Source organism: Paenibacillus sp. FSL R7-0179 (genome assembly GCF_038002265.1).
In the GTDB taxonomy this organism is placed as follows: domain Bacteria; phylum Bacillota; class Bacilli; order Paenibacillales; family Paenibacillaceae; genus Paenibacillus_AQ.
The window spans coordinates 3,584,756-3,597,684 of record NZ_JBBOCC010000002.1; the positions used below are offsets into that span (position 1 = coordinate 3,584,756).

The 12,929-nt window shown below is 53.5% G+C and carries 16 protein-coding genes; 3 read left to right on the top strand and 13 right to left on the bottom strand.

Going from position 1 to position 12,929, the window contains the following annotated elements; translation table 11 throughout:
* Positions 1 to 4: 4 nt before the first annotated feature.
* The 5 genes from MKX63_RS32095 to MKX63_RS32115 are packed head-to-tail and all read right to left on the bottom strand — an operon-like array spanning position 5 to position 2,846.
* Positions 5 to 751 (bottom strand): N-acetylmuramoyl-L-alanine amidase family protein, encoded by a 747-nt coding sequence (locus MKX63_RS32095; protein ID WP_341022987.1) that lies wholly within the window; start codon positions 749 to 751, stop codon positions 5 to 7.
* Positions 748 to 1,116, bottom strand: coding sequence for a DMT family transporter (locus tag MKX63_RS32100; protein WP_341022988.1), 369 nt, complete (start codon positions 1,114 to 1,116; stop codon positions 748 to 750). The genes MKX63_RS32095 and MKX63_RS32100 overlap by 4 nt, the downstream gene beginning before the upstream one ends.
* A gap of 2 nt (positions 1,117 to 1,118) precedes the next feature.
* Positions 1,119 to 1,442, bottom strand: coding sequence for a DMT family transporter (locus MKX63_RS32105; protein WP_341022990.1), 324 nt, complete (start codon positions 1,440 to 1,442; stop codon positions 1,119 to 1,121).
* Between the two features lie 16 nt (positions 1,443 to 1,458).
* Entirely contained in the window at positions 1,459 to 2,595 is a 1,137-nt protein-coding gene (locus MKX63_RS32110; RefSeq protein WP_341022991.1) for an SGNH/GDSL hydrolase family protein, read from the bottom strand.
* The gene (locus MKX63_RS32115) at positions 2,592 to 2,846 is read right to left on the bottom strand and encodes a hypothetical protein (protein ID WP_341022993.1); all 255 of its coding nucleotides are present in this window, start codon (positions 2,844 to 2,846) and stop codon (positions 2,592 to 2,594) included. The genes MKX63_RS32110 and MKX63_RS32115 overlap by 4 nt, the downstream gene beginning before the upstream one ends.
* Before the next feature lie 179 nt (positions 2,847 to 3,025).
* Here MKX63_RS32115 and MKX63_RS32120 point away from each other — a divergent pair, with 179 nt between their 5' ends.
* On the top strand, positions 3,026 to 4,906 hold the full coding sequence (locus MKX63_RS32120) for an LTA synthase family protein (protein WP_341022994.1): 1,881 nt from the start codon (positions 3,026 to 3,028) through the stop codon (positions 4,904 to 4,906).
* 61 nt (positions 4,907 to 4,967) lie between these two features.
* On the opposite strand, the gene MKX63_RS32125 is transcribed toward MKX63_RS32120, so the two are convergent.
* Both MKX63_RS32125 and MKX63_RS32130 read right to left on the bottom strand, forming a co-directional pair.
* Positions 4,968 to 5,213, bottom strand: a complete 246-nt coding sequence (locus MKX63_RS32125; protein WP_341022995.1) for a hypothetical protein — start codon at positions 5,211 to 5,213, stop codon at positions 4,968 to 4,970.
* Positions 5,185 to 5,577 carry an alpha/beta fold hydrolase gene (locus tag MKX63_RS32130; protein WP_341022996.1) on the bottom strand — a complete coding sequence of 131 codons (393 nt, stop codon included), beginning with the start codon at positions 5,575 to 5,577 and terminating at the stop codon, positions 5,185 to 5,187. The genes MKX63_RS32125 and MKX63_RS32130 overlap by 29 nt, the downstream gene beginning before the upstream one ends.
* Before the next feature lie 55 nt (positions 5,578 to 5,632).
* Between MKX63_RS32130 and MKX63_RS32135 the strand changes: the two genes are divergently transcribed.
* Both MKX63_RS32135 and MKX63_RS32140 read left to right on the top strand, forming a co-directional pair.
* Positions 5,633 to 6,274, top strand: coding sequence for an SDR family NAD(P)-dependent oxidoreductase (locus tag MKX63_RS32135; protein WP_341022997.1), 642 nt, complete (start codon positions 5,633 to 5,635; stop codon positions 6,272 to 6,274).
* A 169-nt stretch (positions 6,275 to 6,443) separates the two neighbouring features.
* Positions 6,444 to 7,241: a lipase family protein gene (locus MKX63_RS32140; RefSeq protein WP_341022998.1), complete on the top strand. Its 798-nt coding sequence runs from the start codon at positions 6,444 to 6,446 to the stop codon at positions 7,239 to 7,241.
* A gap of 125 nt (positions 7,242 to 7,366) precedes the next feature.
* Here MKX63_RS32140 and MKX63_RS32145 read toward each other — a convergent pair whose 3' ends face one another.
* The 6 genes from MKX63_RS32145 to MKX63_RS32170 form a co-directional block, all read right to left on the bottom strand.
* Positions 7,367 to 7,642, bottom strand: a complete 276-nt coding sequence (locus MKX63_RS32145; RefSeq protein ID WP_341022999.1) for an extracellular solute-binding protein — start codon at positions 7,640 to 7,642, stop codon at positions 7,367 to 7,369.
* Positions 7,643 to 7,812: 170 nt separating this feature from the next.
* Positions 7,813 to 8,028: a sialidase family protein gene (locus MKX63_RS32150; protein WP_341023001.1), complete on the bottom strand. Its 216-nt coding sequence runs from the start codon at positions 8,026 to 8,028 to the stop codon at positions 7,813 to 7,815.
* 37 nt (positions 8,029 to 8,065) lie between these two features.
* Positions 8,066 to 9,823, bottom strand: a complete 1,758-nt coding sequence (locus MKX63_RS32155) for a glycoside hydrolase family 2 protein (protein WP_341023002.1) — start codon at positions 9,821 to 9,823, stop codon at positions 8,066 to 8,068.
* Between the two features lie 174 nt (positions 9,824 to 9,997).
* Complete coding sequence (locus MKX63_RS32160; protein ID WP_341023003.1) at positions 9,998 to 10,936, bottom strand: ArsR/SmtB family transcription factor; 939 nt, start codon at positions 10,934 to 10,936, stop codon at positions 9,998 to 10,000.
* 286 nt (positions 10,937 to 11,222) lie between these two features.
* Entirely contained in the window at positions 11,223 to 11,948 is a 726-nt protein-coding gene (locus tag MKX63_RS32165; protein WP_341023005.1) for an MOSC domain-containing protein, read from the bottom strand.
* A gap of 42 nt (positions 11,949 to 11,990) precedes the next feature.
* Positions 11,991 to 12,920, bottom strand: a complete 930-nt coding sequence (locus MKX63_RS32170) for an Rpn family recombination-promoting nuclease/putative transposase (RefSeq protein ID WP_341023006.1) — start codon at positions 12,918 to 12,920, stop codon at positions 11,991 to 11,993.
* Between the last annotated feature and the right edge of the window lie 9 nt (positions 12,921 to 12,929).

The window sequence follows — 12,929 nt, forward strand, 5'->3', positions numbered from 1 at the left end:
CATCTCACTCCAGCCCCAAATACTCCCTAATCCCATCTATAACAGCGGAGGCCACGCTCTCCTGGAACACGGAGGTCCACATCTTCGCCTCGTCGCCGGGATTGGTTAGATACCCCAGCTCCAGCAGCACCGACGGCATTACCGTATCGCGCAGAACGAAGAAATTCCCCTTCTTCACGCCGCGGTCTTTAAGGCCGGTAGCTTGAATGACATGCTTATGTATCGTCTCGGCCCAAGCCAAGGATTCTTCATGATAATAAAAGGTTTCTGTACCCGAGGCCGATGCATCCTCATAGGTATTACCATGAATGGAGATGAACAAGTCTGCGGGCAGGTTATTGGCGAACTGGGGCCGGAATAGCTCTTGTGAGGAAATAAAAGCATCCCCGGTCCGGGTAAGCAGGATCTCAAGCTGCGGGTCCTGCTCCACCCTGGCAGCGATTTGCTCTGACAGGTTCAGATTAAACTCCTTCTCCAGGCGTCCGCTTACAGAGACTGCCCCGGGATCTTCGCCGCCGTGCCCCGGATCTACTACAACCTTATAGACCTTGCCCTGGTAGGGCTGGCTGCTGCGCTGCGGCTGACCGCCTGATCTGGCAGATGGTGCATGGAGAGCAGTATCCTCAGCCGGGCCCGCACTGAGGCTGGTACTGGCAATGTTCCCGCCTGATCCGCTGTCTGCCCCATTACTGCATGCCGCCAGTAACAGCAGGGTGAGCCATGCGGCAGCTATCAGGTACCTTTTCCTCATTCGGATGACTCCTTCCTGCTCATTTCAGGGGTGCTCTCCCGGACGGCCTTATCCGGTGAATTCAGCAGCACCAGCCCTCCGATGATAATCAGCAGACTGATGCCGGTGAGCAGATTGAACGGATCATTCCAGATCAGGATGCCGATCAATGCCGTCAACGCCGTCCCCACTCCAGACCAGATGGCATAAGCCAGGCTTAGAGGTATGGTGCGAAGGCTGATCGATAAGCAGTAAAAAGCCAGGCCCATTCCAAGCACCACTCCGATCGACGGCAGCACACTGCTGAAACCATTGGAGAGCTTAAGCATAGTCGTACCGAAGATTTCCGACATAATAGCGATGCTTAGCGCGAAGTAACCTCTCATCTCTACACCCCCGTTGACAGCTTCAGCAGAATCACACCGCCGATGATGAGGATTAAGCCTGCTATTTTTCGCACATTCAGACGTTCCTTATAGACCAGTACACCAACCAGTGCGGTTAACGCCGTTCCTACGCCGGACCAGATGGCATAAGCTGTCCCTAGAGGGATCTCCTTCAGCGCCAGCGACAGATTGAAGAACGCCAGCCCCATGCCGGCGGCCACCGCTATGGAGGGAAGCAGCTTTTTGAACCCGTTCGATGCCTTCAGCATGGAGCTGCCGAAGACCTCGCTCACAATGGCTAACGCTAATAACATATAAGCATTCAATGGATTGCCTCCTAACTCATGACCCTGACAAAAGTCCCCGGATATAGCAGCTTAGCTCCCTGGCAGTCTGCTCGTGCGCCGGCAGGCCCGGATGGGTCCGTGCTCCCATCGTTTCATTCGTCACATTCGGCAGCTGGAACACCGACACGTTCTTGTCGCCCGTAGACTTCATGTATTCATCCACTGCACGGTAGATCGCCGACATCAGGGAGAGGCCCAGCATGCCATACACCCAGAGAAGATGCGCCCCGGGGTTATAGCTTCTCAGCTTCGCCAGGAACCTCGTAACCGCGGCCTCGAAGGCGGCCAGATCCTCCTCATGATAGCTTCCGTCTTCATTCAGCCGCTGCTTATAGATGCGCCCGGTGTCCTCATCCAGCCATTCCGGGGAGTTGAACGCGCCGTCATCATTGGTACCCAGGTTGATTACAACCACATCCGGCTGCCAAGCGGCAAAATCATTCACCTGATGCGCCCCAAGCGCTTCATTACGGGAACCGGTCAGCAGACCGCAGACCTGCTCGTAGATGTCAGGGATATTGCCCCTAGGATTATTATCCCAGCTGGAGAGCACTCCCCATCCGCTCTGCGAGATCACCCGGAATTCGGCCTGCACGGCCCCGGCAGTTATCGCTGTATAATTATGAACGCCGCTGAACCAGGCAGGAATCCAGTCCTCTTCACTTTTGGCGCCAATGACACCCTCACCTGATGTGATACTGTCACCGATGAACTCCAGCCGGAACGGCTTCGCTTCAACAGGCAGGAAGCTGCCGTCAGTGCGGACCGCATGGAACTGGAGATAGGCGCCGGGATCGCCGCTCATCGCCTGAACCTCTTTTACAATCCGGATATTCTTCACCCGCTCAGGGCTCATTCCTCTGAATATGCAGACCCAGTGCCTTCCGGCATTCACCATCTGTCTGCTGACGGGAACGGAGTTGATCAGCACACTGATCCAGGACTCGTGATGATCGTAACCGGACTCCACTTCAAGCCACAGCTCGGAGGCCTGGAGGTTCACTTCTATCGCACTGCCCGTCCAGAATAACGTCAGAGGGTTAAGCGCTCCGGTCGTTCTGCCATGAATCTTCAAGTGCTTGATCTCTGTCAAAGGCTGTACCTGTAACTGCAAATGCGAATTGTAGCTCATTCTATTCCCTCCAGTTTGCTGGCAATCGAGAAGCTGCGGACCTTCATCCACTTTCCGCCTACCCATTCGTCAACGGTGCCCTTCCGCGTTCTGACACAGAACTTATGCGAGGTACCGCGGTCAAAGCCCGTTGCTTCATATAACAGGTCCTCGCCCTGCTGTCCCTTGAAATACACCTGCTTCAGGCCGAGTCTGTTCAATAGCTCCTGCTTCACACTGTCTGTATATTGGCGTGAGAATTCTTTTGTCATCATTGTCCTCCTGCTTGGTTTATCAACGGTTCAACTTCCCGGATGCTTCTTAGAGAATAACGTATATGCGGCGAATTTTCACCTTTATTTTTCACCAAACTGCCCTTAAATCCGGTTGATTTTGAACTCGGCCCTGTAATAGAATTAATGGATTATATAGAAAAGGATGCGCATACGCAATGCCTTATAAGGAATCACGTTCTCTTCGAAAAAGGTCGATTCTGTTCTTCTCGCTGATCATGCTCGTGAAGAGTTATTTCGCCTGGTATTACCTGTTCGAGGACGGTCCGACCTGGACCACCTGGCTGAAGGAAATCCCGTTCGTGCTGCTGCTGTTCTGCCTCATTGAATGGTTCGCCACGAGGCATAAGGTCGCCATCTATCTGATCGTCAATCTGCTCATTACCGTCCTGTTCTTCTCTCTCATCGTCTATCATAATCATTTTGGAATGATTGCTACGTCCCAAGTCTTCGGTCAGGTCAAGCAGGTAGGCGCCGTCAAAAAAAGTATATTCGCCGTCGTGCATCCGCAATATATGCTTATCTTCGTCGATATCATTATCATCAGCCTGATTATGCTCAGACGCAAAAAAGCGCTGGCCTGGAAGCATTCCATGTCCCGTCCCAGCAACCGCAAGGCGGTAGCTATCCTGTTCTGCATCTCGCTTATGCTGTGCATGATGAATATCTTTCCCAACAAAGCCAGTATGAATGAGAACGTCAAGGCAGAGCAAATGGGCATTCTCAATTATGAAGCCTACGCCCTGCTGCGTGAACCTGCCGAGGAGCCTATGGACCCTGCGCAGATCTCCCAGGCCGGCATTGACGTGACGAAGGGTATCCAGCCTGTCGCCCAGCCGGTGATGTTCGGGGCCGCCAAGGGAAAGAACCTGATCATCCTGCAAATGGAATCGCTCCAGAACTTCCTGATCAATCTGTCGGTGGACGGAACCGAAATCACGCCGAATCTGAATAAGCTTGCCGGTGAGAGCTACTACTTCCCGCGCTTCTTTCAGCAGGTAGGCCAGGGCAATACTTCCGATGCCGAATTCATCGTCAACACTTCCTTTTATGTGCCGCCGGATGGTCCGGCCACAGATAAGTATGCTCCGAAGGAGCTGCCGAGTCTGCCGAAGCTGCTGGAGGCACAGGGCTACGACACTGCAACTTTTCATACCAACAATGTGGAGTTCTGGAACCGCGGGGAGCTGTATAAGGCACTGGGCTTCAATCAATATTACGACAAAACCTATTTCGGCGAAGAGGATGCAGTCTTCTACGGCTCCTCAGATGAAGTCCTGTACAGGAAGACCTCAGCAGAGCTTGCGCGGATGGATCAGCGTGAACAGCCCTTCTATGCTCATGTCATCTCAATGTCGTCACATAATCCGTTCTCGATTCCAGAGAGCAAATACAAGATGACCCTGCCGGAGCGTTACGAGGGAACGCTGGTCGGCGACTATATCCGGGCTGAGAACTATGCGGATTATGCGCTGGGCCAGTTCATAGAGGAGCTTAAGAGCAGTGGTGTGTGGGATAACAGCGTGGTGGTCCTCTACGGCGATCACCGGGGACTCCCGATCTTCTCACTGAAGGATGGGGATAAAGTCCTGCTGCAGGAAATCCTGGAGCATGATTATAATGAGCGTGATCTCATTAATGTCCCGCTCATTATCTCCGCCACCGGTGTTACGACACCGGCACTGAAGGAGCAATTAGGCGGCCAGGTGGACATTCTTCCTACTGTCTCTAATCTGCTCGGTGTCCCGCTGGACTATCATATCCACTTCGGACAGGATTTGCTTAATCAGACAACATACAACCTGCTGCCGCAGCGCTATTATCTGCCTACGGGTTCCTTCGTTAATAATGAAGAGCTGTTTCTGTCCGGCAGCGGGTTCGAGGACGGCCAGCATTACACCCTGTCCGGTGACGGAACGGATCTGACTCAATCGACGGAGGATGAATTCACCCGGGCGCTGGAGCTGCTCCGCATGTCCGACAGCTATGTGACGCAGCTTCGGGACCGCCCGGTGGAAGATGAGCCTATGAGCGAGTAACGGCAAGAAGCCCGGTTCGGGGATCTCCCTTAACCGGGCTTATTTTGTGTCTAGCTGAGGGTTAGCGCTGCTTGCCGATGAAATTCCGCACAGCCTGACCTGCCTGAAGCGGAAGCTGCATCCAGACATACGCATGTAGCGAATCCGGGATCAGCGCAATTTCATAGCTGTCCAGCAGCTCTGCGAAGGCATTCAGACTGTTGCGGACCCGTTCATCGTTCCATTCCGCTTCGCTGGGCAGGAACAAGACCGGGCATTGTATTGTCTGATAATAGTGTTCAAAAGACATGCGATTCAATGCTGTCATAGAACGGTTCCTCCCATTCCTCCAGGTCTGCCCGGAGCTGCACTTTCCTCTGCTCCACCTCTTCTGCCGTGCCGTGAAAAATACCGCATTCTCCAAATTCGTTATTCAGCGCACCTTCACACACCAGGGACGCTACAAGCTCCGGATGGGCTGCTGCCAGACTGACCGCTACCTGTGCCCCCATCGAGCTTCCTGCTACGTAGCACTTGTCCACCTGCAAATGCCTTAGTAACTGATACATAACCTCTGCCATCTCGTCAATGTGATAGCCAGTCTCCGGCTTGTCCGACCGGCCATGCCCCCGGAGATCCGGTGCAAGGATGCTGTAGTCCTGCTCAAGTTGCGGGAGAATTCCATCCCACATATGCAGGTTGCTGGATCTTGCCAGTCTGGCTTCAGTGCAGGCATTCGGCACAAGAATGCATACTCAGCGGCACAGTCTTGATCTTCTGATTAACAATGCGGGAGTCATGACTCCACCTGTACGCCAGGTCACCGCAGACGGGTTCGAGCTGCAATTCGGTACGAATTACCTTGGACACTTCGCACTCACTGCGTACCTGATGCCCTTGCTGCGCAAAGCAAAGGAGCCCCGGGTGGTCAGTCTAAGCAGTATCGCCCACCGGAATGGCTCCATTCATTTTGACGACCTGCAATTTGAACGCCGTTATCATGCGGGACAGTCCTACGCCCAATCCAAAATAGCAATGATTATGTTCGCTCTGGAGCTGCAGCGCCGCAGTGATCTGGCCGGATGGAACCTGCTGAGCCTACCGGTTCATCCGGGCATATCACGTACGGACCTGCTGCTGAATGGGGCGGGACGAAACAGTGCTCCCGGCATTCTCCGCAGGCTGCTTGGGCCCATCTTATTCCAGCCGGCTGCCCAAGGCGCACTCCCTGCACTGTTTGCCGCCACATCACCGGATGCCAAGGCCGGAGTCTATTACGGTCCCGGCAGACTCTCAGAAACCAGAGGCTTGCCGAAGCCGGCAAGATGGCTCCGCAAGCGCTGGACCGGACTGCCTCAGCCAGGCTGTGGGAGGTCTCCCGGCAGCTGACACAGGCGGATTTCAAAGCGATTGTGAGTGGCTGACATCTCTTATGCCGGGTCTGGTTGCCCGCTAGGCACCAATCCCGCATTCCCATCATACACAGATATTAAGTAGAAACAGCTATGCCGTCCTTTTTAAGGACGGTATCGTTTCACAAGAAAGGCGGGATGCGAAAATGAGTACCGTGACAGGTGAGGCGGAATGGGCGATTTTTCTGGCGGCGGTCTGTGGGCAGACCTACACTCAATTCGACAATGCAGAAGGGGCATTCGTGGTGCCGGAGGGTTTCTCAGCCGTGCACAGCTTCCAGGCGAAATCGATGGGGAATGTCTGGGAGCTGTTCGGCTTCATTCTGGAATCTCAGCAGGAGATCATTATTGCCTGGCGCGGAAGCATCTCCACCAATGACTGGCTCTCGAACATGAATGCCGCGCAAAAAAAATTCAAATACATTCAAGAGCCCTGCCTGACCCATCGGGGGTTCACCGATATCTATGCATCCGCCCGGGATGCCATTCTCTCTGTGCTTGGCACACTGTCACCGGAGAAGACGCTGTATGTAACAGGCCATAGCCTTGGCGGCGCACTGGCCACTCTATGTGCGCTGGATATTGCCGCCAATTCTGCCTTCACCGCCCCGAGGCTCTATACCTACGGGTCTCCGCGTGCCGGGGACCCGGATTTTGCCAAGGCCTTCGGCCGGTATGTACGCAGCAGCTACCGCTATGCCAATCTTTTTGACGTCACTACGTATGTTCCGCCAACCGTCTACAAGCTGCCTAAGCAGAAGACCAAATACTATTACACCCATGTCCAGACTCTTAAATCCCTATCCTTTCAGAATGGCAGCCCTGAGCTGAACCATGTTATCCGCAGTTATTTCGCTGTGCTTAGGAAGACCCGGCCGGACTTCACCACAGCTCTGTGCGCCGCGAACCCCGGGTTCTGTCCAGTCCCGGAGCTAATTACTTAGTTCGCCAGGATCTGATTCAGGCTCTCCTCCAGCTGCGGCGTTCCGGCGGGAGACAATACGCCAGCCTTCGCCAGGATCTCCTTGTTGTAATACAGCATATGGAAGTGGGTATCCAGCGGAACCGCTTAAGGCTTGCCGTCATAGGATACGCTTTTGATATTGGAATCCGAAATCTGCTTCAGGTCGAATCCTACCTTGGAGGCGAGTTCATCCACCGGCATAATCTGCTGGGCTTTCACGAACGGCGAGATCCGCTCCACGTGGGCGACCGCAACATCCGGTCCTTTGGAGGACGACAGCGCTGTACCGAGCTTCGCGTAATACTCATTGGATTCCAGCCGGAGCGGCTTAACGGTCACCTCTTGCTGCGAGTCGTTGAAGCCCTTGATAATCTGATCCACTAACTCTCCTTCCCCGCGAGCATCCCTGCAGCACCAGAGCCAGCGCCAGCCCGGCCGTTACTACACTTGATAAGCCTTGTTTTATCTTCATCTGTACAACCCTCTTCTCCGTAAAGTTTGTGCAAGGAAGGCCGCCATATGGTGATGTAAGGGCTTTCTCATCTCTAACTCTACAGCGAACACTGCTGTGCTTGAACCGACAAACTGCCGGGAGCGCCGTTGTTCTCGTCGATGGTGCTGAGGAAGCTCCAGTTGCCTCCACCGTTCGTGCTTTTATACACTCTGAGCTTGTACGATTCCTGCCAGCGGACAGAACGCATCGCCAGCAAAATATCGCCATTCGTGAGCTGCACGAACTGCCCGTTGTCGTTGAACCGATAATTCACCGCTATTTAGGCTCCAATTTTACGATTATCCGCTCGCCTACCGGTTGATCTTACGAATCTCTTCCAGTGGAAGCTTCGGTGTCCGGTCCGCCGTCAATAGTCCGTTCACTTCCTGCTGCACATCCGTAACTTGGGTATAGCAATAACCGCAGATGTACGGGGTATCCTTGATCGCCTGCGTGATGCTGCGGAACCGCTCGATGAACGCCTCTGTGCTGCCCACCTGCTCTCCATAGCCCCACCCTTCGCCGGTGTCGAAGGCAATGCCCCCGAATTCACTGACTATGACCGGCTGCCCCCGGTACTCATACCCCTCTGCCATCGCGTATTTCCAATTGTTGAACGAGGAACTGCCGCCAAGCACACTGCCGGAGTCCGCATACCGCTCCATTAGAGCCGCACCGCTCTCCTCGTAATCATGCAAGGTAATAATATCGCTGATCGTATGCTCCCAGCCGTCATTGACAATCACCGGACGATCCGGGTCCATCGCCTTGGTCAGATGATAGATGCCCTCTGTGAATTGCTGCTGCCGCTTGTTCGTGTAGACCTGCGGAATGCCCCATGATTCGTTAAAAGGCACCCAGGTAATTACCGAGGGATGATTATACTGCTGCCGGACAATCTCTGTCCACTCCTTCGTGAACTGCTCCACCGCCTCATCGCCAAACTCATAGGTGGCTGCCATCTCCGACCAGACCAGCAATCCCTTCACATCACACCAGTACAGGAAGCGCGCATCCTCAATCTTCATATGCTTGCGGACCCCGTTGTAGCCCATCGCCAGAATCGCGTCGATATCAGCAATCAACGCCTCCTCCGAAGGCGGGGTCAGATGGCTGTCCGGCCAATAGCCCTGGTCCAGAATCAGCTTCTGATACACTGGCGTATTGTTGAGCAGCACCTTGCCTTGTTCAATGGAGATTTTGCGGAGTCCGAAATAGGAGAATACCCGGTCAATCACCTGCTCCGCCTGGTACAGAACGAACTCCACCTCATACAGTACCGGCGCCGCGGGCGACCAGGACTGGAGCTTCCAGGGGCCATTCGCTTCATGTGTCAGCTCTACATCCAGTTGAAGCGAGGCCCGGTCTGCCTGAAGCGAGACCTGCTTGAAGGTTTTCTCTCCGGTGCTGATCCGGGTCTCCAGCCGGAGATCAGGGCTTGCCCCATGGGTGTTGTATTCGAATTGGACCGAGCGGTTATCGAGATCCGGGGTGATTTTGACAGACTTAAGGTACGAAGGGGATACATACTCCAGCCACACACTCTGCCAGATTCCCGTGGTCTGCACATAGAAGCACTCGAAATTCTCATCCACCCAGCGCTGCTTGCCCCGTGGCTGTGTACAGCTCTGGCTGTCCTCCACCTTGACCGTCAGACGGTTCACTGCTCCGGCTCCCGTGTTGAGATAATCGGTAATATCCAGTGTAAAAGCCGCATACCCGCCTTGATGACCCCCGGCATAGCTGCCGTTCACCCACACCTTCGCGATGTAATCTACCGCCTGGAAATTCAGCAGCACCCGCTTGTTGCCCAAGCTGTCAGGTTGGTGTACCTCCCGCTCATACCATACATACGGATGGAATGCGGTCTCACCGATACCGCTCGCCTCCGTCTCATACGTGAACGGAACCTGAATCTTCAGATCGCCGTGCAGCTCCTCATGCCATCTCTCCCGCTCCCCTGTGTTGTCATCGTCATAGCGGAAATCCCACTCCCCGTTCAGACTCTGCCAGCCGTTACGGACGAACTGCGGCCGCGGATAATCCTTGATATAATGCCGGGTTGTCATGGAACAATGCACACTCCTTATAAACAATAATTTTGTTTTAATACAATAAATATGTATCAATTATTGCAGAACCTGTTGAAATGTCAATGCTGACGCAAAAAAAGAACCTTCGCCATAAGCAGCAGGTTCTTCTCCGCAAATACAAATACAATCTTAGATTCACCTTCTTCTAGACTAAGGCTCTACACTATAAAAAATCTTCATCACCAGATCCTGCTCATAATCGCCGAACTTTTTGCCGAACAGGTTCATGCCGCCCTTGAAGACCGCATTCTCCTTCACACCCAGCCGCAGATCCACATGGTTCTGGCCGGTGAGCTGCAGTTGCTCCAGATTAACAGCGGATAGCTCCTGATGGTCAATAGTGCTGCGGGTGTTGTCTACGCTCCAGGTTTTGAGTGCGCCGAACTGGGTTCCCGTATCGATCCACCATGCGGGATTCAGCTTCCCCCGTCTGCCGCCAAAGTCTCCGGGCGAGGTCCAGGTTCCCACCTCCACCTGGTTAATCCACAGCGTAATATCCGAAGGCCACTCATTCTCGTAATTCGGTGCCTCCGAGCAGATCTCCATGGAGAACTGAATCCGGCGAAGCACCGCTCCTTGCGGGATCTCCAGCGGATAGCGGTATTCGAGATATCCCTTGCGCAGCCAGAGCAACTGGGCTTGTACCCTGTCCGGATGAAAAAATCCCGCCGGTGAATCCTCGGTAATAATCGGACCGTTCTCACTGACCATCCCGCAGGTTGGCGCTACCTCGCAGGCGGTGAAATTGCCGATCGGCATGGATATCTCATAGCAATATTCGCCTTGATCGGCTTGCAGGCGGCGCTGCGGGGCATTGATCGTGATTTTGATATCATCATAAATCCGGCTGCATACCTTCATCGCCCCGCGGGACGCGGGCAGCAGTTCAGTCTCAATCAGCCCAGCCTGCTCCAGCACCTTCACATTGGAGGCAGCCGTGGATACCGGAATCTCCAGCGCCTCCGCCAGCTCCGCCACATTCATTCTCCGGCTGTTAAGCAGCGCCAGCATTCTGAGTCTAAGCTCCGTAGAGAGCGCGTGTGTCACCTTCACCAGCTCATCCGCATGCTCCATGGATAACTCCAGCATATCGATCACCTCATTTAACTGTCCGTAATTACATATCCTACAATCCTGCACTAATTGCAACATTCCCCGGATCGAACGCCCGCTAACCCAAGAATATTGCATAAAATGCAGCAATTCCTTCGCATAAGGCAGCTATTCCGGACAATTCCTGCAGTCTGTGCAACAATTCTCCCAGCGTTGCCGCTGCTAAGATATCAAAGTTGTAAAACTTACAACATTATAGTCGCTAAAGATATTATGGAGCTTCCAATCACACCTTGGCTGGAGCGAAGGACTTCTGTCCAGCTTAGTTATCCAGCATCACAACCTGATCACCGAGCCGGACCTCTCCCGGAGTGATGACGGAAGCATAGACGCCGAACTGCTGCTTCAGCTCTTTATAGACCTGCTTCAGCAGTGAGCTGTCGCGCTCCAGCGTATCCGGGTCAGTCGTAATCATCACACAGCGCTCACAATAGCTATCCACTTGAAGCACTGTACTGCCTATCGCCAGACGGCGGCCGAGCCACTCTTCCTCCCCGAGCGAGTCCTCACTTACTTCCACCATGAAGTTGCCCCGGAAGCGGCGCTGGTCTATGGGCTTGCCCCACATCGCCTCCAGCTTCTTCAGGCTCTTATCCGTCACCAGCAGAATACTGGCTCCGTCTACTGAGAGTAGCTGCGGGTACTGTGCCTCCGGGTGAGGAGCTTTAGGCTCCGACATTGTAATTTCAGTCTTCGTTAGGCTCTGAATTTCCGCCAGCAGCTCCTGATCCCAGCCGAACACCCGTCCATCCGCAGCCGTCACCCGGATATCTTCCCCCGTGTATTCCGCCTTATAGGACATCATCTTCGGAATCTTCCGGGCAGTGATATACTGGGACCAGTCTTTTTTTGTCATATCATAGAAAGAACAATACCGGTCCCCCTCCACTCCGTAAGATACAACCTTGCAGGACTCCAATTCCTCCCCCGCAAAGGATTTTACCGGATAACGGTTAATCGACTTAATCTCACCAACTGTAACTGACACGCCCCCACCTCTTCTGTCTATAATCTGATCTCTCTGCTACTTTTACTGTAGCGGCTTTAGCTTCTGAATCTCTTTAACGGAAAGGCCAGTTGCCTCGGCGATAACAGACAACTCTATACCTAGAGCAAGCAGCTTCTGAGCTGTTTCCTTCTGTGCATCGGCCTTACCTTCTGCCTTACCTTCTGCCTTACCTTCTGCCTTACCTTTAGCCAAACCTTCTGCCTTACCTTTAGCCTCACCTTCAGCCCAGCCCTTGGCCTCGGCCACCTTAGCCGCTTCATACATCGACGCCTCATCGTGTAAGTACCGTTGACGCGCTTCGTATTGTCTGCGGGCCTCCTCGTTCTGACTCAGAAACTCCAGCGTGTTCATGGCTTTTTTCAGCACAGGTTCATTCATCGTCAGCACCTCCCATTTGGTTTGGTCTACGCCCTTAAGGAATAACAGCCAATTCACCAGTCCGCCTTGCTCCAGCGAGACAGCCTGCTCATCCAGCTTCGGCAATTCCAGGAAGTGAATCTCAATATCGTCAAGCAGAGGAATTCCTGTCCGATCCTCCCGTAAGTGAAATACGTTATGATACAGAGTATTCGGCAATAAGGCAAAGTTTATAATGTTGATCGTCACGCACCGCTTTAACTGGTTATACGGCTGGCTCTCCTGCAGTTGAGTCGAGTACTGTTTGCTCCAATAATAGAGGGTCCGTTTCTCCGTATCGTATTTGTTGAACAACTGCATTTCTACATTAATAATTTCGCCCTCGGTCGTCTTGGCCCGAATGTCGAGAATAGACTGCTTGTCCCGAGGAGAGTCCTTGTCGGTGTATGGATTCAGGAGAATAATATCAGCTAGCGGGGGCTTGCCCGCTTCGGCAAAAGTTCTGTTCAGAAAAGCCAGCAGCACATCACGGTTCTCTTCACTTCCAAAAATCCTTTTAAACAAGAAGTCATTTCGGGGATCAAGCAGCTCCATCCAGTTCAG

What these genes read in the sequence shown, in the direction of transcription:
- MKX63_RS32095 (WP_341022987.1), bottom strand. Translation starts at nt 751, where the DNA reads ATGAGGAAAAGGTACCTGATAGCTGCCGCATGGCTCACCCTGCTGTTA.
- MKX63_RS32100 (WP_341022988.1), bottom strand. Translation starts at nt 1,116, where the DNA reads ATGAGAGGTTACTTCGCGCTAAGCATCGCTATTATGTCGGAAATCTTC.
- MKX63_RS32110 (WP_341022991.1), bottom strand. Translation starts at nt 2,595, where the DNA reads ATGAGCTACAATTCGCATTTGCAGTTACAGGTACAGCCTTTGACAGAG.
- MKX63_RS32115 (WP_341022993.1), bottom strand. Translation starts at nt 2,846, where the DNA reads ATGACAAAAGAATTCTCACGCCAATATACAGACAGTGTGAAGCAGGAG.
- MKX63_RS32120 (WP_341022994.1), top strand. Translation starts at nt 3,026, where the DNA reads ATGCCTTATAAGGAATCACGTTCTCTTCGAAAAAGGTCGATTCTGTTC.
- MKX63_RS32125 (WP_341022995.1), bottom strand. Translation starts at nt 5,213, where the DNA reads ATGACAGCATTGAATCGCATGTCTTTTGAACACTATTATCAGACAATA.
- MKX63_RS32130 (WP_341022996.1), bottom strand. Translation starts at nt 5,577, where the DNA reads ATGTGGGATGGAATTCTCCCGCAACTTGAGCAGGACTACAGCATCCTT.
- MKX63_RS32135 (WP_341022997.1), top strand. Translation starts at nt 5,633, where the DNA reads ATGCATACTCAGCGGCACAGTCTTGATCTTCTGATTAACAATGCGGGA.
- MKX63_RS32140 (WP_341022998.1), top strand. Translation starts at nt 6,444, where the DNA reads ATGAGTACCGTGACAGGTGAGGCGGAATGGGCGATTTTTCTGGCGGCG.
- MKX63_RS32155 (WP_341023002.1), bottom strand. Translation starts at nt 9,823, where the DNA reads ATGACAACCCGGCATTATATCAAGGATTATCCGCGGCCGCAGTTCGTC.
- MKX63_RS32160 (WP_341023003.1), bottom strand. Translation starts at nt 10,936, where the DNA reads ATGCTGGAGTTATCCATGGAGCATGCGGATGAGCTGGTGAAGGTGACA.
- MKX63_RS32170 (WP_341023006.1), bottom strand. Translation starts at nt 12,920, where the DNA reads ATGGAGCTGCTTGATCCCCGAAATGACTTCTTGTTTAAAAGGATTTTT.